This is a genomic window from Mesorhizobium sp. M1B.F.Ca.ET.045.04.1.1 (assembly GCF_003952465.1).
GTDB lineage: Bacteria > Pseudomonadota > Alphaproteobacteria > Rhizobiales > Rhizobiaceae > Mesorhizobium > Mesorhizobium shonense.
In genome coordinates this window covers 3402482-3422609 of record NZ_CP034448.1, presented here as the reverse complement: position 1 = coordinate 3422609, position 20128 = coordinate 3402482, and the positions used below count along the sequence as shown (strand labels likewise).

Annotated in this window: 21 protein-coding genes; 13 read left to right on the top strand and 8 right to left on the bottom strand. The window is 63.5% G+C overall.

Annotation, left to right across the window (positions count from 1 at the left end; translation table 11 throughout):
* Positions 1 to 68 precede the first annotated feature (68 nt).
* Entirely contained in the window at positions 69 to 701 is a 633-nt protein-coding gene (locus EJ071_RS16715; protein ID WP_126098827.1) for a LysE family translocator, read from the bottom strand.
* A gap of 58 nt (positions 702 to 759) precedes the next feature.
* A complete protein-coding gene (locus tag EJ071_RS16710) occupies positions 760 to 1194 on the bottom strand; it encodes a thioesterase family protein (protein WP_126098826.1) in 435 nt (144 codons plus the stop codon).
* Positions 1195 to 1435: 241 nt separating this feature from the next.
* On the opposite strand from EJ071_RS16710, the gene rfaD reads away from it, so the two are divergent.
* From rfaD to waaC, 3 genes are read left to right on the top strand one after another with little or no spacing between them, the layout of a single operon-like run.
* Positions 1436 to 2386 (top strand): ADP-glyceromanno-heptose 6-epimerase, encoded by a 951-nt coding sequence (gene rfaD, locus EJ071_RS16705; protein WP_126098825.1) that lies wholly within the window; start codon positions 1436 to 1438, stop codon positions 2384 to 2386.
* Positions 2359 to 3366 carry a lipopolysaccharide heptosyltransferase II gene (gene waaF / locus EJ071_RS16700; protein WP_126098824.1) on the top strand — a complete coding sequence of 336 codons (1008 nt, stop codon included), beginning with the start codon at positions 2359 to 2361 and terminating at the stop codon, positions 3364 to 3366. The genes rfaD and waaF overlap by 28 nt, the downstream gene beginning before the upstream one ends.
* Positions 3363 to 4337 carry a lipopolysaccharide heptosyltransferase I gene (waaC, locus tag EJ071_RS16695; protein ID WP_126098823.1) on the top strand — a complete coding sequence of 325 codons (975 nt, stop codon included), beginning with the start codon at positions 3363 to 3365 and terminating at the stop codon, positions 4335 to 4337. Before waaF ends, waaC begins: the two co-directional genes overlap by 4 nt.
* A gap of 3 nt (positions 4338 to 4340) precedes the next feature.
* On the opposite strand, the gene greA is transcribed toward waaC, so the two are convergent.
* Positions 4341 to 4814 carry a transcription elongation factor GreA gene (gene greA, locus EJ071_RS16690; protein ID WP_126098822.1) on the bottom strand — a complete coding sequence of 158 codons (474 nt, stop codon included), beginning with the start codon at positions 4812 to 4814 and terminating at the stop codon, positions 4341 to 4343.
* A 270-nt stretch (positions 4815 to 5084) separates the two neighbouring features.
* Positions 5085 to 5621, bottom strand: a complete 537-nt coding sequence (locus EJ071_RS16685; RefSeq protein WP_126098821.1) for a tetratricopeptide repeat protein — start codon at positions 5619 to 5621, stop codon at positions 5085 to 5087.
* A 181-nt stretch (positions 5622 to 5802) separates the two neighbouring features.
* Between EJ071_RS16685 and EJ071_RS16680 the strand changes: the two genes are divergently transcribed.
* From EJ071_RS16680 to EJ071_RS16645, 7 genes are all read left to right on the top strand, one after another.
* Complete coding sequence (locus EJ071_RS16680) at positions 5803 to 6228, top strand: DUF3775 domain-containing protein (RefSeq protein WP_126098820.1); 426 nt, start codon at positions 5803 to 5805, stop codon at positions 6226 to 6228.
* 193 nt (positions 6229 to 6421) lie between these two features.
* The gene (locus EJ071_RS16675) at positions 6422 to 7444 is read left to right on the top strand and encodes an extensin family protein (protein ID WP_245460338.1); all 1023 of its coding nucleotides are present in this window, start codon (positions 6422 to 6424) and stop codon (positions 7442 to 7444) included.
* Between the two features lie 113 nt (positions 7445 to 7557).
* Entirely contained in the window at positions 7558 to 8382 is an 825-nt protein-coding gene (locus tag EJ071_RS16670; RefSeq protein WP_126098818.1) for an extensin family protein, read from the top strand.
* A 74-nt stretch (positions 8383 to 8456) separates the two neighbouring features.
* The gene (locus EJ071_RS16665; protein ID WP_126098817.1) at positions 8457 to 9164 is read left to right on the top strand and encodes an LssY C-terminal domain-containing protein; all 708 of its coding nucleotides are present in this window, start codon (positions 8457 to 8459) and stop codon (positions 9162 to 9164) included.
* Positions 9165 to 9441: 277 nt separating this feature from the next.
* On the top strand, positions 9442 to 10755 hold the full coding sequence (locus tag EJ071_RS16655) for a hemolysin family protein (RefSeq protein ID WP_126098816.1): 1314 nt from the start codon (positions 9442 to 9444) through the stop codon (positions 10753 to 10755).
* A 121-nt stretch (positions 10756 to 10876) separates the two neighbouring features.
* Positions 10877 to 12178 carry a glucoamylase family protein gene (locus EJ071_RS16650; protein WP_126098815.1) on the top strand — a complete coding sequence of 434 codons (1302 nt, stop codon included), beginning with the start codon at positions 10877 to 10879 and terminating at the stop codon, positions 12176 to 12178.
* A gap of 287 nt (positions 12179 to 12465) precedes the next feature.
* Positions 12466 to 16173 carry an autotransporter outer membrane beta-barrel domain-containing protein gene (locus EJ071_RS16645; RefSeq protein WP_126098814.1) on the top strand — a complete coding sequence of 1236 codons (3708 nt, stop codon included), beginning with the start codon at positions 12466 to 12468 and terminating at the stop codon, positions 16171 to 16173.
* Positions 16174 to 16229: 56 nt separating this feature from the next.
* Here the strand turns inward: EJ071_RS16645 and EJ071_RS16640 are convergent, their stop codons facing one another.
* On the bottom strand, positions 16230 to 17210 hold the full coding sequence (locus tag EJ071_RS16640) for a zinc-binding dehydrogenase (protein WP_126098813.1): 981 nt from the start codon (positions 17208 to 17210) through the stop codon (positions 16230 to 16232).
* 97 nt (positions 17211 to 17307) lie between these two features.
* Here EJ071_RS16640 and EJ071_RS16635 point away from each other — a divergent pair, with 97 nt between their 5' ends.
* Positions 17308 to 17700 carry a helix-turn-helix domain-containing protein gene (locus EJ071_RS16635; protein ID WP_126098812.1) on the top strand — a complete coding sequence of 131 codons (393 nt, stop codon included), beginning with the start codon at positions 17308 to 17310 and terminating at the stop codon, positions 17698 to 17700.
* Positions 17701 to 17758: 58 nt separating this feature from the next.
* Here EJ071_RS16635 and EJ071_RS16630 read toward each other — a convergent pair whose 3' ends face one another.
* Positions 17759 to 18364 carry an NADPH-dependent FMN reductase gene (locus EJ071_RS16630; protein WP_126098811.1) on the bottom strand — a complete coding sequence of 202 codons (606 nt, stop codon included), beginning with the start codon at positions 18362 to 18364 and terminating at the stop codon, positions 17759 to 17761.
* Positions 18365 to 18454: 90 nt separating this feature from the next.
* Between EJ071_RS16630 and EJ071_RS16625 the strand changes: the two genes are divergently transcribed.
* A complete protein-coding gene (locus EJ071_RS16625; RefSeq protein WP_126098810.1) occupies positions 18455 to 18823 on the top strand; it encodes a helix-turn-helix domain-containing protein in 369 nt (122 codons plus the stop codon).
* A gap of 167 nt (positions 18824 to 18990) precedes the next feature.
* Here EJ071_RS16625 and EJ071_RS16620 read toward each other — a convergent pair whose 3' ends face one another.
* Entirely contained in the window at positions 18991 to 19194 is a 204-nt protein-coding gene (locus EJ071_RS16620) for a hypothetical protein (protein ID WP_126098809.1), read from the bottom strand.
* Between the two features lie 115 nt (positions 19195 to 19309).
* Positions 19310 to 19705: an acyl-CoA thioesterase gene (locus tag EJ071_RS16615; RefSeq protein ID WP_040970919.1), complete on the bottom strand. Its 396-nt coding sequence runs from the start codon at positions 19703 to 19705 to the stop codon at positions 19310 to 19312.
* An 89-nt stretch (positions 19706 to 19794) separates the two neighbouring features.
* Between EJ071_RS16615 and EJ071_RS16610 the strand changes: the two genes are divergently transcribed.
* Positions 19795 to 20085, top strand: a complete 291-nt coding sequence (locus EJ071_RS16610; protein WP_126098808.1) for a hypothetical protein — start codon at positions 19795 to 19797, stop codon at positions 20083 to 20085.
* Positions 20086 to 20128 lie beyond the last annotated feature (43 nt).

Sequence of the window (20128 nt, the reverse complement as noted above, 5' to 3'; positions counted from 1 at the left end):
CGATATACCGCAATTCTGGCCAGCGCAACGGCAGGCCGGGACGCGCACGGCCAAGGCCGGCGGACGGATCAGCTCTTTTGCAGGGCGACATGGACGCCGAGACCGACAAGCACGGCGCCACCCGCGCGCTGCATCAGGCGCTGCGCGCGGCCCGAGCGCCGCAGCCGCGCAATCATCGCGCCGGCCAGGAAGACGCAAACGATGTCGGCCGACGAAAACATCAGGTTGACGATGGTTCCCAGCACCACGAACTGCAGCCAAACCGGAAAGGTCGCCGAGGCATCGATGAACTGCGGCAGGAACGCCATGAAGAAGATGGCGGTCTTGGGATTGAGCACCTCGACCGTGATGCTCTCGAAAAAGGCGCGACGGGCCGATTTTCGCTCGATGACCGGGAGCGTTCCGTCTCCTTGCGTCTTGGCGCGGAACAGCGAGACGCCGAGCCAGATCAGGTAGAGCGCGCCGACGAGTTTGACGGCCAGGTAAAGCGGCGGCACGGCGTGGAACAGCACGGACAGGCCGGTCGCGGCGGCAAGAACATGCACATAGCCGCCGAGGTGGATGCCGAGAGCAGCGGTGAGCCCCGACCAGCGCCCGCGCGCCATGGTCTGCGCTGCCGCATAGAGCATGGCCGGACCGGGAATGTAGGCAAAGATCGCCGTGGTGGCGAAGAAGGCGATAAGCAGTTCGGTCGACGGCATCTTGATCCCTCACGATACGCCGCGTGGCGGAGCCGACTGAAGCGGGAGCTTTGCGGCCTCACTGTGGCGAGGAACCGGTCTGCCCTGATTTGGCCAGAACGCGCGCCATGAACTTGTCATGATCGATGACCGCGCGCTCGTGGAAACCTTCCCCGATCAGTCCGTTCTCATCGCTGCACGACACTTTGAAACGCAGCTTTCGCCCCTCCACTGCGACAAGCTCGACATCGGCGGTGACCGTCATGCCGACGGGCGTGGCGGCGACATGGCTGATGTCGATATGGGTGCCGACGGTTCTCTCGTGGCTGCGCAGGAACGGACGCAATGCCTCGACGCATGCCCATTCGATGAAGCCGACCATGAAGGCGGTGGCGAAAACTGGTGGCATGTCGCCGAAGCTCGCAAAGGCCGGCGTCATGGCCGGAACCGTCAGGGAGTCGTCGACCTGCAGTGTTTGAAGAAGGCGAAGACCTGGCTTTAAATCGGATGTCATGGTTGCACCAAGGCAGGGAACGCACACCGACGGCTCTTGCCGCGGCGCTCGAAGGCACCATAGCTCGCTTCAACTGAAGGAAGTACCGTTCGGCGCGCGGCAGAGCTTATCTCGCGAGCCGTTCTGCCGATCCATCCCTACATTCGTCGTAGCCGATGGGTCCGTGACGGCGAGCTTTATCGACACTCCTGCCAGCCTCCCCTATAAGGGCCGGAATCGATAAGCGAAACCAGAGGCCTTCATGATCATCGTCACGGGCGGCGCCGGCATGATCGGCTCCAACATCGTCGCCGCGCTCAATGCCGAGGGGCATGACGACATCGTCGTCGTCGACGATCTCACCGACGGCCACAAGATCGCCAACCTGGCCGACCTCCACATCGCCGACTATCTCGACAAGGACGAATTTCTGGCCCGCCTCGAGGATGGCGGGCTCGGTCGCATCGAGGCCGTCTTCCACCAGGGCGCCTGCTCGACCACCACCGAATGGGATGGCAAGTTCATGATGGAGGTGAACTACGCCTATTCGAAGCGGCTTTTGCATGCCTGCCTCGGACTGCGCGTGCCCTTCCTCTATGCCTCCTCGGCCTCGGTCTATGGCGGTGGCAGCGAGTTCCGCGAGGAGCCGGAATTCGAGCGGCCGCTCAACGTCTATGCTTATTCGAAGAAGCTGTTCGACGACTACGTCCGCCGCAACGTCTTCGATACCGATCACTCGCAGGTTGCCGGCCTGCGCTATTTCAATGTTTACGGGCCGCGCGAGTCGCATAAGGGCGCCATGGCCTCGGTCGCTTTCCATCTGTTCAACCAGGTGGAGCGAGGCGAAAATCCGAAGCTGTTCGGTGCTTACGGCGACTTCGGCCCGGGCGAGCAAAGCCGCGACTTCATCCATGTCGGCGATGTCGCCGAGGTCAATCTGTGGCTGTGGAAGCGCGGCTCGAGCGGCATATTCAACTGCGGCACCGGCCGCGCGCAGCCGTTCCGCGCCATTGCCGAAACGGTGATCGACACGCTTGGCAAGGGTGAGATCGAGTTCATCCCCTTCCCCGACCATCTCAAGGGCAGCTACCAGAGTTTTACGCAGGCTGATATGTCCCGCTTGCGCGCGGCCGGCTACAATGGCCAATTCCGGACCGTGGAAACCGGCGTCAGAGACTATGTCCAATGGCTGAAAGCCCAACGATCCTCGTGATCGGCCCACGCTGGGTGGGCGACATGGTGATGGCCCAGTGCCTGTTCGCGGCGCTGAAGGAAAAGCATCCGAATGCCGCGATCGACGTGTTGGCGCCTGCCTGGGCAGCGCCGCTCGTCAAGCGCATGCCCGAAATACGCTGTCAGATCGATTTTCCGCTGATGCCCGGCGCGCTTGAATTCCGCAGCCGTAGGCGCTTCGGCCGCCTGCTGCGCGGCCGCTACGACATGGCCTATGTGCTGCCGGGAAGTTGGAAATCGGCGCTGATCCCGTTCTTTGCCCGCATTCCGCGCCGCGTCGGCAATTTGCGCGAAATGCGCTACGGCCTTTTGACCGACATCGTTCCTTTGCCCGACGCTCTCAAGCGGCGCACCGCGCGGGCCTATTTCGGCCTGGCGCGCGGCGGCACGTTTCGGCCGCCGAAACTTACCGTCGATGCGGCCAACCAGGCGGATCTGCTGGCTCGGTTCGGGCTCGACGCGAAGCAGTTCGTCGCCTTGATGCCGGGCGCCGAATTCGGCCCGGCAAAACGCTGGCCGAGCGAACACTATGCCGAGCTTGCCCGTGGATTGATGGCAAAGGGCCTGAGTGTCGCCCTGCTCGGCTCGAAGAACGACGCCGAAGTCACCGGCGAGATCGCAAGGCTGGCACCAGGCGCCATCGATCTTGCCGGCAGGACGAAGCTGGAGGACGCCATCGACCTGATCGCCGCGTCGAAGCTTGCAGTGTCGAACGACAGCGGGCTGATGCATGTCGCGGCCGCCGTCGGCACGCCGATCGTCGCCGTCTACGGCTCGACCTCGCCCGAGAACACGCCGCCGCTGACCGATCGCTCCGAGTTGATCTGGCTGCATCTTTCCTGCTCGCCCTGCCACAGCAAGGTCTGCCCGCTCGGCCATCTCAACTGCCTGAAAACGCTCGATGTCGCGAGGGTGGCTGCCGCGGCCGACCGGTTGCTTAAGGTTCCCGCGGCCGCATGAAGGTGCTGATCGTCAAGACATCGTCGATGGGTGATGTCATCCATACGTTCCCGGCTGTCGAGGATGCGCTGCGCAATCGCCCGGACATGAGCTTCGACTGGTGTGTGGAAGAGGCCTTCGCCGGCATCGTCGCCTTGCATCCGGCGATAAAGTCCATCCAGAAGGTGGCGATCCGGCGCTGGCGCAAGAAACCGTTCGACGGCGACACATGGCGCGAAATGACTGGCCTCCGCCACGCGCTGCGCGGCGCCCGCTATGACCTGGTCATCGATGCCCAAGGCCTGCTGAAGTCGGCCGTGGTCGCCAAACAGGCTGGCGCACCGATCGCCGGCTTTGACCGTTCGAGCGCCCGCGAGCCCTCAGCGACGCTGTTTTACGACCGCAAATATGCCGTATCCCGCGATCTACACGCCATTGAACGCACACGGCGGCTGTTCGGACAGGCGCTCGGCTACGAGCCCGATCTTTCGCGCATTGGTTCCGGGATTGTCGCGCCGGCAGGCAACCTTTCCGTTCCTGAAGGCAAGCTTGCCTTCCTGCTGCACGGCACCAGTCGCGAGGACAAGAAATGGCCGGCAGATGACTGGATCGAGACCGCGCGCCAATTGGTGTCCAGGCAATTCACGCCCGTGGTCACCTGGTCGAATGGAGCGGAAAGGGCTGTGGCGGAAGCCATTGCCGCGGCCGTGCCAAAGACTGTGCTGGTTCCGAAATCGCCGCTGGGCGAGATTGCCGCAATTCTCGGTCGCTCGACGCTCGTCATCGGCGCCGACACCGGCCTCACACACCTCGCCAGCGCCTTCGGCCTGCCGACCGTCGCCATCTTCCTGGCAACGGAGCCGGGTCTGACCGGCCCGCGCGGACCGTTCTCGTCGACCTTATTGGCGCCTGCCGGCGGTAAGGTCACGCCGGCCGAGGTGATGGAGGAGGCTGAACGGCTTCTGGCGCTGAGATCGGAAGCGCCGGCCTAGGCCTTAAATGAACTGGACCTGGACGATCTCGTAGCCGCGGGCGCCGCCGGGGGCGTTGACCTCGATGGCGTCGCCGACCTCCTTGCCGATCAGCGCGCGCGCGATCGGCGAGGAGATCGAGATACGGCCGGACTTCACGTCCGCCTCCTGGTCGCCGACGATCTGATAGGTCTTCTTTTCTTCGGTGTCCTCGTCGACCAAAACGACGGTCGCGCCGAACTTCACCTTGTCGCCGCTCAGCTTCGTGACGTCGATCACCTCGGCGCGCGCGATCAGGTCTTCGAGTTCGTTGACGCGGCCCTCATTGTGGCTCTGCGATTCTTTGGCGGCGTGGTATTCGGCATTTTCAGACAGGTCGCCATGCGAGCGGGCTTCGGAGATCGCCTCGATGATGCGTGGACGCTCTTCCTGCTGGCGCCAACGCAGCTCTTCCTTCAATGACGCGAACCCCTCGCCTGTCATCGGAACCTTGATCATGATGCCTGACCTTTCCTGCCGCCACCCCCGCTTTTCGGGAGCAGCCTTGTCAACGGGTACAAAAAGAAAACGGTCCGGCAGCCTCGGGCTAACGGAACCGTCTCACCACAATTTCCCCGAATATAGCGATCTTCCCGCGATTTTCACGCCCAAAAATGAAGTTCGGCAAAATGATCACTGCTTTCGCTTGATCGCCTGGCGGTGAATGCGGCAGCAGCGAGAAACCGGCTGCGAGTGCTCGCAGCCGGTTTGAGAAGCCGGTGGTCGAAATCAGCTCCTCAGGAAATGATCGATCTGCTCTGACAGCATGCCGTATTCGCGCGAGCCCTTGCCGGTCCGCTTCTCGATCTCCATCAACTGCTGTTGCGCGCCGGCAAGATCGCCGATCTGCAGATGCGCCTCGCCGAGATACTCGCGCACCAGCGTGTAGTTCGGGTCGATGCGCAGCGCTTCCTCGTAATAGCCGAGGCCGACCGTGACGCGGCCGGAATGGCGATGTGAATAGCCGAGATAGTTGAGGATGCGCGGATCCTGCTTGTTGGCGGCTAAAGTCAGCACCGAGATCGCCTCGTCATAGCGCCCGGCCATCGCCAGATCGTGGCCAGCTTCGTAGATGCTGTCGTCATCCAGCATGCCATATTGCGGCGTTACGCATTTCTTCTTCTTCTTGTCCCAGACCTGGCCCTTCTTGCATTGGCTGGTTGTCTGGCCGCCGCTACTACCGCCTTCACCGGCGGTGAATGCCGGCGCCGCGAACAGCGGCAGTGCAGCAATAGCTATGACCTGGATTAGCAAACGTCTGCGCATCGAAACCTCCGTGAGCGTGACAATGGCAGATTAACGCCGCCTCTGCGCCGTTTCATCCCGAAAAGCCGCCGGCAGCCGAACTATTTGGACGTCCGGGCGCATTTCCGTTCCTTGCGAACGGACGTGACGCGGGCCGCAAATCCGCTATCATCAGTCGAGCGCACGACGAGGAGAAAGGCCAGTGCAGCAGCGCCTCGAACAGGAATGGGAGCTTTCCATCGACCCGGACACGGTGCGCCTGTTTATCCTCAAGGCCAAGGCGCTGAGCGCCGCCGTCAACGAGGATTATGACGACGGTGCCGAGCACGAGGTCGAGTTCGACGGCGACAGGCACGACAGCCATCATCATGACGGCCTTGTCGAAGAGGCCTCGGAAGATCTCACCGAGGAGGAGTTCCGCGAGCTGATCAACGATCTCAATGTCGATGAAGCGGCCGAGCTGGTCGCGCTGGCCTGGATCGGTCGTGGCGACTACGACGCTTCCGAGTGGATCGACGCGGTGGCCGCGGCGCGCGAGCGCGCCAACAAGCGCACTGCCAAATACCTGCTCGGCCTGCCGCAACTCGCCGACTGGCTGGAGGACGGTCTCGAGGCGATCGGCGCGTAACGGGCCGGTAATCGTTTTTGATCGCAACGTTACCACCTCCGAGGCAACCTTGCCTTGTCGGCGCCGTTTCCGGCCGATGGCAACGCTGAGCTTTTCCGGATTTTGCAGACTGGCGCTGCCCTTGGCGGCGGCGGCCTTGCTGATCACGCCGGCCGATGCCAAGCATCGTCATAGGCAGCCGCTGACACCGCGTGTGGAGCAGCCATTGACGCAGCGGGCCGATCAGCCCCTGAGGCCGAGGAGCAGGCTCCGCGTGGGGCCACGGGGCAAACGGCATATCATGCCAAAGCAGACGCAACAGCAAACGCAGGACCAGCCGACCTCACCCGCCGATGTTCCGGTGCCAGAGCCACGCCCGACGGAAGCGCCAAAGGCCGACGCAACAACGATGAAAGAGCAGAAGGCTACAGGTCCAAAGCCCGCTGACGCATCCAACCGGCTCAATCAAGAAAAGTCTCGTCCCGAGCCTTCGTCCCCCGGGCCGTCAACTGAAATGGAAAACGAACCTGAGCCACCGGCCGCGGTGCCGATTCCGACACAAAGACCCGACACCGCGGAACCGGAGGTTGAACCGCCCGCTGTCGCACCGAAGCCACCGGAAAAACCGGTTGATATCGACGACAACAAGATGATGCCCGATCCGCGTTCCGCTGAACTGCCCGCCGACAAGATGCCGGAAGAGGAGGTTGCCTGTCGCGAGCGGCTGAAGGCGCTCGGCGTCGAATTCGAGGAACACAAGGCTGAGCACGATGCTGAGATCGGCTGCTCGATCCCCTACCCCATCATCCTGAAAACGCTTGGAAAATCGATCAGCATCGGTTCCGGCACCGAGCTCAACTGCCGAATGGCCGAGGCCGCGGCGCGCTTTGCCGCGGATGTCGTCCGGCCGGCCGTGAAGGCCGAATTCGGCGCCGATCTCAAGGTGATCAACCAGGCATCTGCCTATGTCTGCCGTCCGCGCCACGGCGGCGGCAAGCTGTCGGAACACGCCTTCGGCAATGCGTTGGACATCGCCTCCTTCACCCTGTCGGACGGCAGGACGATCGGCATCGGCCCCGCGCCGCCCGAAAAGGACGGAAAGTTCCTGAATACGGTGCGCAAAGCCGCCTGTGGGCCGTTCAAGACCGTGCTAGGCCCCGGCAGCGACCCCGACCATGCACTGCACTTCCACTTCGATCTCGAGCCGAGACGGAACGGCGGAACGTTCTGCCAATGAGTGGATGCGAAGAACAGCTGCCGCAATTCGGCCCCAGGCGTGAATGCCGGCGCTGATCTTTCCTTTACTCTTGCCGACTAGACTTGTGCCATCCGGGGACAGGATGCCTTTCGATGGCCGCAATATTTGGCGCCAGCCTCGCCTTGGCGCGACTGAACACTCGTGCGCGCTCCACCGCCGTTAGACTAACAACGGGGCTCGCAATCACAGCGGTCTCGGCCTGCACCACCGGCGACGTCTTCTCGCTGCAGCCGGCCGTCGACGTCGGCAGCCAGACCGCCGCCATGCCGGAGGCGCCGCAATATTCCGGCATGCAGAGGCTTGTCCCGTCCGACCCTTATATGACCCAAGCCGCCTATCCGCGCATGGACGAGCCGATGTCGCCGGTTGAGCAGATGCCGGCGAGCGAAATCGACTGCCGCAACGAATTGAAACGCATGGGCGTCGTCTACACCGACATCCAGCCGATCCATGAAGGCCAATGCGGCATCGACTTCCCGGTCAAGGTCTCGGCCATTGGCAGCGTCGAGATGAAACCGGCGGCGACGCTGACCTGCAACATGGCCGCCACCTTCGCCGCCTGGACCAGGAACGAGCTGGTGCCGGCCGCCCGCTGGCGCTATTTCTCCGGCGTCAAGACCATCCATCAAGGCTCGAGCTATTCCTGCCGCAATATCGCCGGCGAAGGTGTCCTGTCGGAACACGGCAAAGGCAACGCGCTCGATGTCATGAGCATCGAGCTCAACAATGGCGACGACATCGATGTCCGCAAGCCCGGCCTGTTCGCTTTCCGCACCCGCGGCTTCTTGAACAATGTGCGCGCCGACGGCTGCCAGTATTTCAACACGGTGCTCGGCCCGGGCTACAATTACGACCACCGCAATCACTTCCACTTCGACGTCAAGAACCGCAGGAGCGGATATCGCGCCTGCCGCTGAGGCGGCACAGCCTACTGCCCAATCCATGCGACACCGCATAGAGTGGCCGCAAATGCGTTCAGGAGTGGTTTCTCTTGGGTGAGCGAAGCGTTAGGCGGCGCGCGGCGATCTGGCTGGTGGCTTTCTGCGCCTTCTATCTGGCATTTGCCTATCTCGCCGCGCCGGAATTCTGGACCTGGCGGGAGCGCGGCTTCCGCACGCAGCGCTTCGAGATGGTGACGCACACGCCGCAGGGCATTCCGGGCGACCCGATCAATGTCGGCCTTGTCGGCACCGAGAAGGAAGTGGTCCACGCTTTTGCCGTTGCCGGCTGGGACACCGCCGACGCCATCACGCTGAGCACCGCGATCGATATCGGCGAAAGCGTTCTGTTCTCCCGTCCCTATCCCGACGCGCCGATGAGCCGCTTGCTGTTCGAAGGCCGCGCCCAGGACCTCGCCTTCGAAAAGCCGGTCGGCGACAGCGCCGACCGGCGCCATCACGTCCGCTTCTGGCAGACAAACACGGTCGGCGACGACGGCCGCCCGCTCTGGCTGGGCGCCGCGAGCTTCGACCGCGGCGTCGGCCTCAGCCACGACACCGGCGCCATCACTCATCATATCGGCCCCGACATCGACGCCGAGCGCAACTTCCTGATCGGCGACCTCAGCGCGGCCGGCCTGTTGACCGCGACCACCGAGATACCGGGGATCGGCGCCACGAAAAGCGGCAGGAATGGCGGCGGCGATCCTTATTTCACCGACGGCATGGCGATGATCGGCGTATTGAAGATGCTGCCGTGAGGAGGGTGACGCCGGTGCGGATCAGGTCGCGGTGATGACGATCTTGCCGAACGGCCCTTTCTCCAGATGCCCGAACGCCTGCGGCACGTCGTTGAAGCCATAGACCTTGTCGATGACCGGCTTGATGCCGAGCGCTTCGACTGCACTCGTCGGCCTTTTTCGGCACCATCCTGGGATGCCGCCTGAACAACCCGCCTGTCATGGTCCGAAATTGTCATGCTTCAAAAATAATGGCGGACTATTTTCGAATGCACTGCGGCAATGCTATTGACCGCCCATGCTTTATGTTGAAATCGCCGTCGTGGCCGTCCTCATCCTGGTGAACGGCCTTCTGGCCATGTCGGAGCTCGCCATCGTCTCGTCGCGGCCTGCCCGCCTCAAGGCGATGATCGACCGCAATGTCAGGGGCGCCGGCCGCGCGCTGGCGCTGGGCTCCAACCCCGGCAAGTTCCTGTCGTCGGTGCAGATCGGCATCACCCTGGTCGGCGTGCTGTCCGGCGCCTTTTCCGGCGCCACCCTCGGCGAGCGGTTGGCGCAATATTTGGCCTCGACCGGCGTCCGCGAGACCATTGCCGACCCCGTCGGCGTCGGCATCGTCGTCGCGGTCATCACCTATGCCTCGCTGATCGTCGGCGAGCTCGTGCCGAAGCAGATCGCGCTGAGGGATCCAGAGCGCGTCGCCGTAAGGGCGGCGCCCGCAATGACCATCCTCGCAACCGTCTCGGCGCCGCTCGTCTTCCTGCTCGATATTTCCGGCCGCGCGATTTTGTGGCTGCTCGGCCAACACGGCGAGGCGGAAGAAAAGGTGACCGACGAGGAGATCAAGATGCTGGTCGCCGAGGCCGAGCATCACGGCACGATCGAATCCGACGAGCGGCGCATGATCGCCGGCGTCATGCGCCTCGGCGACCGCGCCGTGCGCGCCGTGATGACGCCGCGCACCGAGGTCGACTGGCTGAACCTGCAATCCGACGAAGCCACGGTTCGAAAACTTTTGATGGATACCCAGCACTCGCGATTGCCTGTCGGCGACGGCAATGTCGACGCCATGGTCGGCGTCATACAGACACGCGATGTGCTGGCCGCCCTTCTTGCCGGCAGGGTGCTGGATCCGCGCCAGCATGTGCGCGCCGCCCCCATCGTGCACGACCAGGCCGACGCGCTCGACGTGCTGCAGAAACTCAGGGAATCGGACGTGCCCATGGCGCTCGTCCATGACGAATACGGCCATTTCGAAGGCATCGTCACGCCGGCCGACATCCTGGAAGCGATCACCGGCGTGTTCCGCTCGGACCTCGAGGCTGGCGAGGAAGAAAACGCCGTCAAGCGCGAGGACGACTCATGGCTGCTCGCAGGCTACATGCAGGCCGACGAGATGGCCGAAGTGCTGGGCATCGACCTGCCGGAGAACCGCGACTATGAGACCGTGGCCGGCTATGTGCTGTCGCATCTGCACCACCTCCCCAACACCGGCGAATGCGTCGACGCGCAAGGCTGGCGCTTCGAAGTGGTCGACCTCGACGGCCGCCGCATCGACAAGCTGATCGCCACCCGCCTGCCCGACGGACACCGCCCGATCGCGCGGCGGTAGCCGGCAACATTCGCCGATTGGAGGGAGCGTGTCGGTTGACGCGCTATGGATTCGCTTTCCTCACCTATGATTGACCGGCCAAAAGCTGGGAAACACGGCGAAAGCGTCTATATCGGCAGCCATGGATGCATCGAGCGACCACCCGCTGAACGACGAGCTTCTCTCGGACATCCAGCGTCTGTCTTTCGACTATTTCCTCAAAGAGGCCAACCCGGCCAACGGCCTGATCGCCGACCGCAACACCGCCGGATCGCCAGCCAGCATCGCCGCCGTCGGCCTCGCTTTGTCGTCCTATCCTGTCGGAGTGGCGCGTGGTTTCATGACCCGCGCCGCCGCGGTCGAGCGGACGCTCGCCACGCTTCGCTTCCTACGCGACGCGCCGCAGGGACTGGAGCCCGACGCCGCCGGCTACAAGGGCTTCTACTATCATTTCCTCGACATGAAGACCGGACGCCGCGTCTGGAACTGCGAGTTGTCCACGGTCGACACCGGGTTTCTGCTGGCGGGTGTCCTGGCCGCCGGCGCCTATTTTGACGCCGACGACGAATCCGAACTGGAAATCCGTCGACTTGCCGACGTGCTCTACCGCCGCGCCGACTGGCGCTGGGCGCAGAATGGCGGCGCCACCGTCACCCATGGCTGGCGGTCCGGGAAAGGGTTTCTGCGCTACCGCTGGGAGGGTTACGACGAGGCGCTGATCCTCTACATGCTGGGCCTCGGCTCGCCGACTTTCCCGCTGCCGCCCGAGAGCTATGCGGCCTGGCTGTCCACTTACAAGTGGAAGAAGATCTATGGTCGCGAGCTGGTCTATGCTGGCCCGCTCTTCATCCACCAGTTCTCGCATATCTGGATCGATTTTCGCGGCATCCGCGACGCTTTCATGCGCAAGCACGGCAGCGACTATTTCGAGAACAGCCGCCAGGCGACCTACCTCCAGCGCGACTACGCCATTCGCAATCCGAAGGGCTTCGTCGGCTATGACGAGAATTGCTGGGGCATCACCGCCAGCGACGGCCCGGGCCTGAAAAAACTTCAGCTGACGATCGGTGGGCGCCGTTTCTTCGGCTATCTGGCGCGCGGCGTGCCCTTCGGTCCCGACGACGGCACGCTGTCGCCTTGGGCAGCGATCACCTCGCTGCCCTTTGCGCCGGAGATCGTGCTGCCGGCGCTTCGTTACTTTCACGAAATCGACCTGCACGGCGGCAATCCCTATGGCTTCACCGCCAGCTTCAACCCGACGATTGCGGCCGCCGACGGCCGGGCCTGCGGCTGGGTGTCGCCGGACCATGTCGGCATCAACCAGGGGCCGATCGCCCTGATGATCGAGAATTACCGGTCGGATTTCCTGTGGCGACTGATGCGCCGCGTGCCGGCCATCACCGCCGGACTGCAACGAGCCGGATTTTCGGGCGGCTGGCTGTAAGAGCGAGTCGTCGCGCGCTGCTGCGCATATCCGGCGTTGGCGCGGTTGCCGTATTCAAGTCAAAGCTCATATTTATACTTATTATATTACGAGTAGCTAATGTTGCTTTTAAGTAACGGTGCACAAATAAATCAGTAATCGACGATTCAACTTCGCGACGGGAATCAAACGCCAAGTTAACCTCTTGTCGATTTGGTCGGCACGCCGTGCGGGCCATCGCGGCAGATTTCTGGGCGGGCAGACCAATGAAGACGAGCGGCGGAGCGCTTCGGCGCATTCGGAATGGGATGCTCCTTGCCGGCGTGAGCGGCGCGGCGATCGCCTGCCTTCCGGGCGCCGCCTCGGCCGCGACCTATTTCGTCAGCACTGACAGCGAGTTGCGCGCTGCCATTACTGCGGCGAATGGAGACGGCGATTCCAGCTCGACGATCGTGATGACCGCCAGCTTTGCCACGGCGAGCACTTCACTTCCGGTGCCGACCAAGTCCATCACGATCGACACGCAAGGTTTCACGCTTTCGGGCCCGGCAAACAGCGGCATCGTAATCACAGGCACCGGCGCCGTCAGGACACTGGTGGGCACGTTCATGGGCACCGACGGCGGGAGTTCAGGGGCGGGGCTGCAAATCCGAAACGGGGCGTCGGTTACGAATATGGGCCTCGTCGAGGGCGGAACAAACTCTATAGGAAATGGCGGTGCCGGCGTCGATTTTGGCGGCGCTGCCACCGCCTTAGTCAATCACGGAACCGTCCGCGGTGGGCCAAGTGCAAGCGGCACTGGAGGCATCGGCGTCTTGGTGCGAAGCGGTGCCGGTCAGATCGTCAACACCGGCACGATCGAAGGGGGTGGCGCCGGTGGAGGCGCGATCGTGGCCAACGGCGCCACCGTCTCGATCGATGTCGTCAACAGCGGCACGATCCGCGCCGGCGCCGGGGCCAACGCGATTGGGTGGAGTTCGGGCATCACGCCGACGACGGGCGTCATCCAACTGGAGCTGCAGGATGGCTCGCAGATATTCGGCAACGTGGTGGCGAACGCGGCGGCGACTACGGATCGCCTTCGTCTCAGCGGGACGGGCTTCTCGATCCTGGATGGTTCGATCGGTACCGCCGGGCAATACCAGAACTTCGACATCTTTGAGAAGACCGGCAGCGGCACCTGGACGCTGACGGCGAACAACACGGCTACGACCAATTGGGATATCCAACAGGGCACGCTGCAGCTCGGCAATGGCGGCACTACCGGCAGCATCATCGGCGATGTAACCAATAGCGGCACTTTAGCCTTCGACCGCTCCAACACCTACAGCTATGCCGGCGTCATCTCGGGCAGCGGCGCGGTGACTCAGATCGGAACCGGCACGACCGTACTTGCCGGCGACAACAGCTACAGCGGGGGCACGACGATCTCGGCCGGCACTCTGCAGCTCGGCAATGGCGGCGCGACCGGCAGCATCGTCGGCAATGTCGTCAACAACGGCACGCTGGCTTTCAAACGCAGCGACACACTTGCATATTCCGGCATCATCTCCGGCACGGGCGCGGTGCGCCAGCTCGGCTCCGGCACCACGGTGCTCACCGGAGCCAATACCTATAGCGGCGGAACCACGATCTCCAATGGCGTGCTGTCGGTCTCCGCCGATAACAATCTCGGCGATGCCTCTGGCGGACTGGCCTTCAACGGCGGCACGCTGCAGACGACGTCCGCGTTCACCAGCGGCCGCAATGTCACCCTGACCGGCAATGGCACGTTCCAGACCGATGCCGACCTTGGCCTGACAGGCGCCATCAGCGGCAGCGGCCTTTTCACCAAGACCGGCGCCGGTACGCTGACTTTGTCGGGCAACAACAGCTATACCGGCGGCACGCGAATTCTGGGTGGGACCCTCGAGGCCGAGGGCGGCAACGCGATCGGCGACCAGTCTGCCGTGGTCGCCCAGGCCGGTGTGTTCCGCGTCCTCGACAACGAGACCATCGGCATGCTCTCGGGAGATGCCGGCACGGTGGAGCTCGTCGGCAACCTCACGACCAGCACGAATTTCGCCAACACGACTGCGTTGTTCTACGGCGGCATCACCGGAACCGGCGACTTCGTCAAGAACGGCGCCTACCGCCAGGTGCTGGCCGGCAACAGCAGCTATCAGGGCGCGACACAAATCCTGGCCGGCACGCTCTTTGCGCTCGGTACGGGCATCGACTCCATTCCCGACTCCTCGGCCGTGACGGTGGCGGCCGGCGCTACACTGTCGCTTGTGCGGCCCCCTCTCTCCCCTATCTTCACGGGCATAGACAGCGACGACGAGACGATCGGCTCGTTGTCGGGTGCCGGCAATGTGAATCTCGGCGACAGGAAACTGACGATCGGCGGCGACGCCAGCACCATTTTCTCCGGTGTGATCTCAGGCGCCGGCGGCTCTCTTGCCAAGCTCGGCAACGGCACACTTACGCTCTCGGGCACTAGCACCTATACCGGCGCGACCACGATCGAGGCCGGCAAGCTTTCGGTCAAGGGCTCGATTGCCAATTCCGCCGTCACCATTCTCAACGGCGGCGCGCTTGGCGGCAACGGCACGGTCGGCGCCACGACGCTGCAGGCCGGCGGCGTGATCGCGCCGGGCAACTCGATCGGCACGCTGACCATCGATGGCAACTACGCCGGGGCAGGCGGCACGCTGGAGATCGAGGCGATGCTCGACGGCGATGCCTCTTCCGCCGACCGACTCGTCATCACCGGCGACACTTCCGGGGCAACCTATGTCAAGGTTATCGGTGTCGGCGGCTCGGGCGCGCAAACCAGCGAAGGCATCAAGATCGTCGATGTCGGCGGCATCTCGGCCGGTACGTTCAGCCTGCTCGGCAACTACGTCTTCGAGGGCGATCAGGCCGTGGTCGCCGGAGCCTATGCCTACCGGCTCTACAAGAACGGCATCAGCACGCCTTCCGACGGCGACTGGTATCTGCGCTCGTCCCTGATCAGCCCCGACGACCCGACACCGCCGGTCGATCCGACGCCGCTCTATTCGCCTGCCGCGCCGATCTACGAGGCCTATGCCGGTGTGCTGCAGAGCTTCACCCAGCTCGGCACGCTGCAGCAGCGCGTCGGCAACCGCTCTTGGGGCGGAACGCAATCGGGTGCGGGCGACGGCGTCGAACAAGGCAGCCCGATCTGGGGGCGCATCGAGGCGTCGCACAGCGAGTTCGATCCGGGTACGACCACGACCGGAACCGACTATGACGCCGACCTCTGGAAGTTGCAGGCGGGTCTCGACACCCTGCTGTCCGAGACCGAAGCCGGCGTCCTGATCGGCGGCGTCACCGTCCACTACGGCACGGTGAAGTCGGACATCTCCTCGTTCTTCGGTACCGGCTCGATCGATACGACCGGCTACGGCCTGGGCGGCACGCTGACCTGGTATGGCAAGAACGGTTTTTACGTCGACACGCAGGCTGAGCTGACCTGGTTCGACAGCGATCTTTCCTCCGCGACGCTCGGCAAGAAACTCGCCGACGGCAATAACGGCTTCGGCTATGGCCTCGGCATCGAGGCCGGACAGAAGATCGCGCTGCAGGGCAACTGGTCGCTGACGCCGCAGGCGCAGCTCAGCTATTCCTCGGTCGATTTCGACAGCTTCACCGATCCCTATGGGGCGCTGGTCTCCAACGTCAGCAGCGACAGCCTGATCGGCCGCCTTGGACTGTCTGCCGACTATGAGAGCGAATGGAAGGGCAAGGCGGATCGGTCGAGCCGCTCGCATGTCTACGGCGTCGCCAACCTCTACTACGACGTCCTCGATGGCTACGATGTCGACGTCTCAGGCGCCAAGCTTGTCAGCAAGGCGCAGCCGCTCTGGGGCGGGCTTGGCGTCGGCGGCTCGCTGAGCTGGGCCGACGACCGCTACTCCGTCCACGGCGAGCTGCTCGCGCGCACCAGCCTGGAGGATTTCGGCGAAAGCCACGCTTTTGGCGGCACGGTCGGCTTCAAGGTAAAGTGGTAAGCAGGAACGACCGCTACCTGAGAAGGCGTTCGTTCCGGCAGTTGCGTGTGGCTTGGCTAGGGCAGCAACACGACCTTGCCGGTCGAGCGGCGCGCCTCGATCAGGCGGTGAGCTTCGCCGGCCTGATCGAGTGGAAAGCGGCCTCCGATTGTCGCCAGCAGCCGGCCCGTCGACGCCAACTGGAACAGGGTGGATAAGCTGTCTCTCAACACCTCGGCAGACAAACGCGGCAGCAGCGCGAACCCCTCGAGCGACTGGTTGCGGCCGACCATCGCCTCCAGGTCTGGGGTCGACAACGCAAACCGGCTGAGCGCTGCAAAGACGAGCGCGCCGCCGGGGGCCAAAGCCGAGAGAGCCGCCGGCGTCGTCGCGCCGCCAACCGTATCGTAGATGATGTCGACCCCCATGCTGCCGGCCGCCTCGCGGACCTGCGCTGGCCATTCTGCCTCACTGGAGTCGATCGCCACATCGGCGCCCAGCGACGAAGCGAAATCGAGCTTCGCCTTGCCGCCGGCCAGCGCGATGATGCGGCTAGCGCCCTGCCCCCGGGCCAGTTGGACGAGCAATGAACCGACGCCGCCTGCCGCGGCGGGAATGAGCACCGTCTTGTTGGCGGGCGGGCTTTGCCTGAGCAGATGCAAGGCCGTCAGCCCTTGCACCATCAAGGCCGTCGCTTCCTCGAAGGAAAGCGCATCCGGCACCGGCACGGCCAGGCCGGCGTCGATCGTCACATACTCGGCATGACCGCCGAAAGGCCGCTCCGAGACAAACAGCGGCGCCGCCACGCGGCTTCCCAGGAGGCGAGGGTCCACGCCCTCGCCGACTGCCTCGACGGTGCCGGCGGCTTCGACGCCTGGGAACATCGGCAGCCCTGGTGTGGCCGCGTAGCGATCCGCCCGCATCAGCACCTCGAAGAAGTTGATGCCGGCGGCCCCGACCCTTATCAGGACCTCGCCGGCTCCCGCGACGGGTGTCGGGACGTCGACGACCTCAAGCACCTCTGGGCCGCCGAAGCGGTTGTACTGAACGGCTTTCATGGCAAGCTCCGATCGCTATGGCATCGGTCGCGCTTTGCCACTATCTGCGCTGTCGTTTCTACACACTCATTTGTCCGCTTCTCACCAGGAGGTGACCATGGCCCGCACAATCAAGAAACTGCCGATGCTGCCGGCGGAGCGCGCCCTGAAAGTTGTCTCGGGCCGCTGGAAAGCGGTGATCCTCTATTATCTGTTCGATGGCCCGCGCCGTCTCTCGGCGCTCAAGGCATTGATGCCCGGCATCACCCAGAAGGTGCTGATCGAGCAGTTGCGCGAGATGGAGGAGCACGGGCTGGTGAGCCGCGAAATCTTCGCTGAGGTCCCGGCGCGTGTGGAATATTCGGCGACGCCTCTCGGTCTCAGTCTCGAGCCGATCCTTTTGGCGCTTTGCCAATGGGGACAGCACCACGCCGACGAGCTGAACGAACGGGAGCACATTGCCGACTGCATCATCAGGCCAAGGCAGGCCGCTGAGGCTTCCGCAAATTGAAAGGGGCGGCGCAAGCGCCGCCCCTTTGTCCATTGGGAGGATAATCTCGATCGACGGCTCAAGCCGCCTTGGCTTCAGCGTCAATCGCATCGGCAGCGCGAGCCGCCTTCAGCACTTTCGCCCACCAGGCGACGTCGTTCACGAGCGCGGCCGCAGCCTGGTTCAGATGCTCGATGTCCTCGAGCTTCTTTTCGCCCTGGCGAACCGCAAGGAAATCGCCCCAGGCGATGTGGACAGCCGACTTGACCGGCGCCATCTGCAGCTCGACGGCATGCAGCCGGAGCTGTTCGACGGCGCGCGAGCCGCCGACGCTGCCGTAGCCGACGAAACCGGCCGGCTTCCTGTTCCACTCATTGGCGGCATAGTCGATCGCGTTCTTGAGCACGGCGGTCGGGCCATGATTGTACTCGGCGGCGGTAAAGATGAAGCCGTCGAACTCGGCGACCTTCTTCTGCCAGCGCTGCGCCACCTCGTTCTGCGACGGCGCCCAGGCTGACGATGCGACCTCGTCGAAGAAGGGCAGCGGGAAATCGCGCAGATCGACGACTTCGACGTCGATGTCGGCATGCGTCTTGGCGATCTTGGCGATCCACTGCGTCGGCACGTCAGCGAAGCGGGCGGCGCGCGTCGAACCGACGACAATGGCGATTTTGGGCTTGGACATCTTGGGCTCTCCTTGCGGGAATTTTTGGTATCGTTTGGATACCGGCGCTATATGTGATACTGACAAATCGCCACGCAAGGAGGCACGTTTTTGTTACTGAGGCACCCGCACAACACCGAGGACTGCCGCGCCGTTTCGGAAATCCTGCAACGGGTCGGCGACAAATGGACAGTTCTGGTGGTCGGCAAGTTGGGCAACGGGGCGATGCGCTTCAACGAATTGCGCACGGCCGTCGGCGGCATTTCACAGAAGATGCTGACCAGCACTTTGCGCGGTCTTGAACGTGACGGCTTCGTCACGCGAAAAGTGTTTCCGACCATTCCGCCGCGTGTCGATTATGAGCTGACGGAGCTCGGCCACGAGCTGCTGGTGCCGGTCGGCGCACTCGGCGAATGGGCGCGCAGGAATACCGAAAGGGTCAAGGCCGCCCGCGCAAAGTTTGATGGCACGCGGGCTTGAAAGCCTTGCACCACAAGGGATTTGAGTTTCTTGGGTGGAAGGCTTTGCCCACCGAAGAAGCGCGCACGGCTATATCTTGGAATCTTTCCGCTTGTCGTATTGGACGCGATGTCAGTCTAACGCCTGCTCGACTCTGATGACGAGGACCGCGTTTTAAAGACAGCCATTCAGGCTTTTGACCTGGTGCTGCCACAAGGCGTTGGATTGCAGATCGCGCGCGTCGCGCCCTGCGTCTCAACGCTCCCGTTGCCATGCAATTGGGCGGTGCGCGGAAGATCTTTTTTCACCTCGGCATAGGCCGTTATGCCGAGCAGGCAGACCAGGGCGACGAGGGCTGCCACCAGCCAGCCGTTCAGCATGTGTTGACGCATTGTCTTTCCTCCAACACCCTCAGAATTGAGCGCGAAGGCAACCATTGGATGTCGCGAAGCACATTGCTCGCGCAGGCGATGTTACAAATGACTCTGGATTGGAGAATCGCCTTCGTCAGCTTTCGGCCGGAACCGGCTTCGGTTTGCCCTCGCCGTCGAGCGCCACCATGACGAAATCGGCATGGGTGACCTTTTCCATCAGGTCGGAGAGGTAGCGTTGCGCCCAGGCCTCGACCTTGAGCGTCATCGAGGTGCGGCCGACGCGCTCGACATGCGTGTAGATGCAGAGCGTGTCGCCGATCTTCATCGGCTTGGCGAAGGACATCTCCTTCACCGCCGCCGTCACCACGCGGCCCTTGGCGCGCTCGGCCGCGCGGATGCCGCAGGCAAGGTCCATCTGCGCCATCACCCAGCCGCCGAAGATGTCCCCGGCCGCATTGGCGTCGGACGGCATGGCCAGCGTCCTCAGCGTCAGGTCGCCAAGCGGCCGTCCGTCCGCGTAATGCACCATGGGGAGACAACTCCTTGCCAGATTGACGAAATTGCGTAGCGATCACGGGATGAATGGTCAACGCCGGAACGGCAGGTTGGAGAGCTTGTATGGCACGTCGCATCCTCATCGATTTCGAGACGACGCCGGGCGACCACGATCTCAACTTCAAGATCTGGATATTCGCCGAGGACCTTTATCGCGCCTTGCGATCGAACGAACTCGCGTCGCTTTCGCTCGACGATGTGGATCGCGTCTCGTCGCAACTCACCATACCGGTTCGCTCGAAGCGGCGCGTGCGTCGTACCGCTGCAGTGATCGAACAATTGCTGGAAGAACATTTCCTCACGCAGGTCGCCCGGCTGTCGGTTACCGACGAAGCCGGCCAGCCTGTCGATTAAACCAGCACTTCCGGGGCGATTCCGACACGAACGCCGGTCGCTT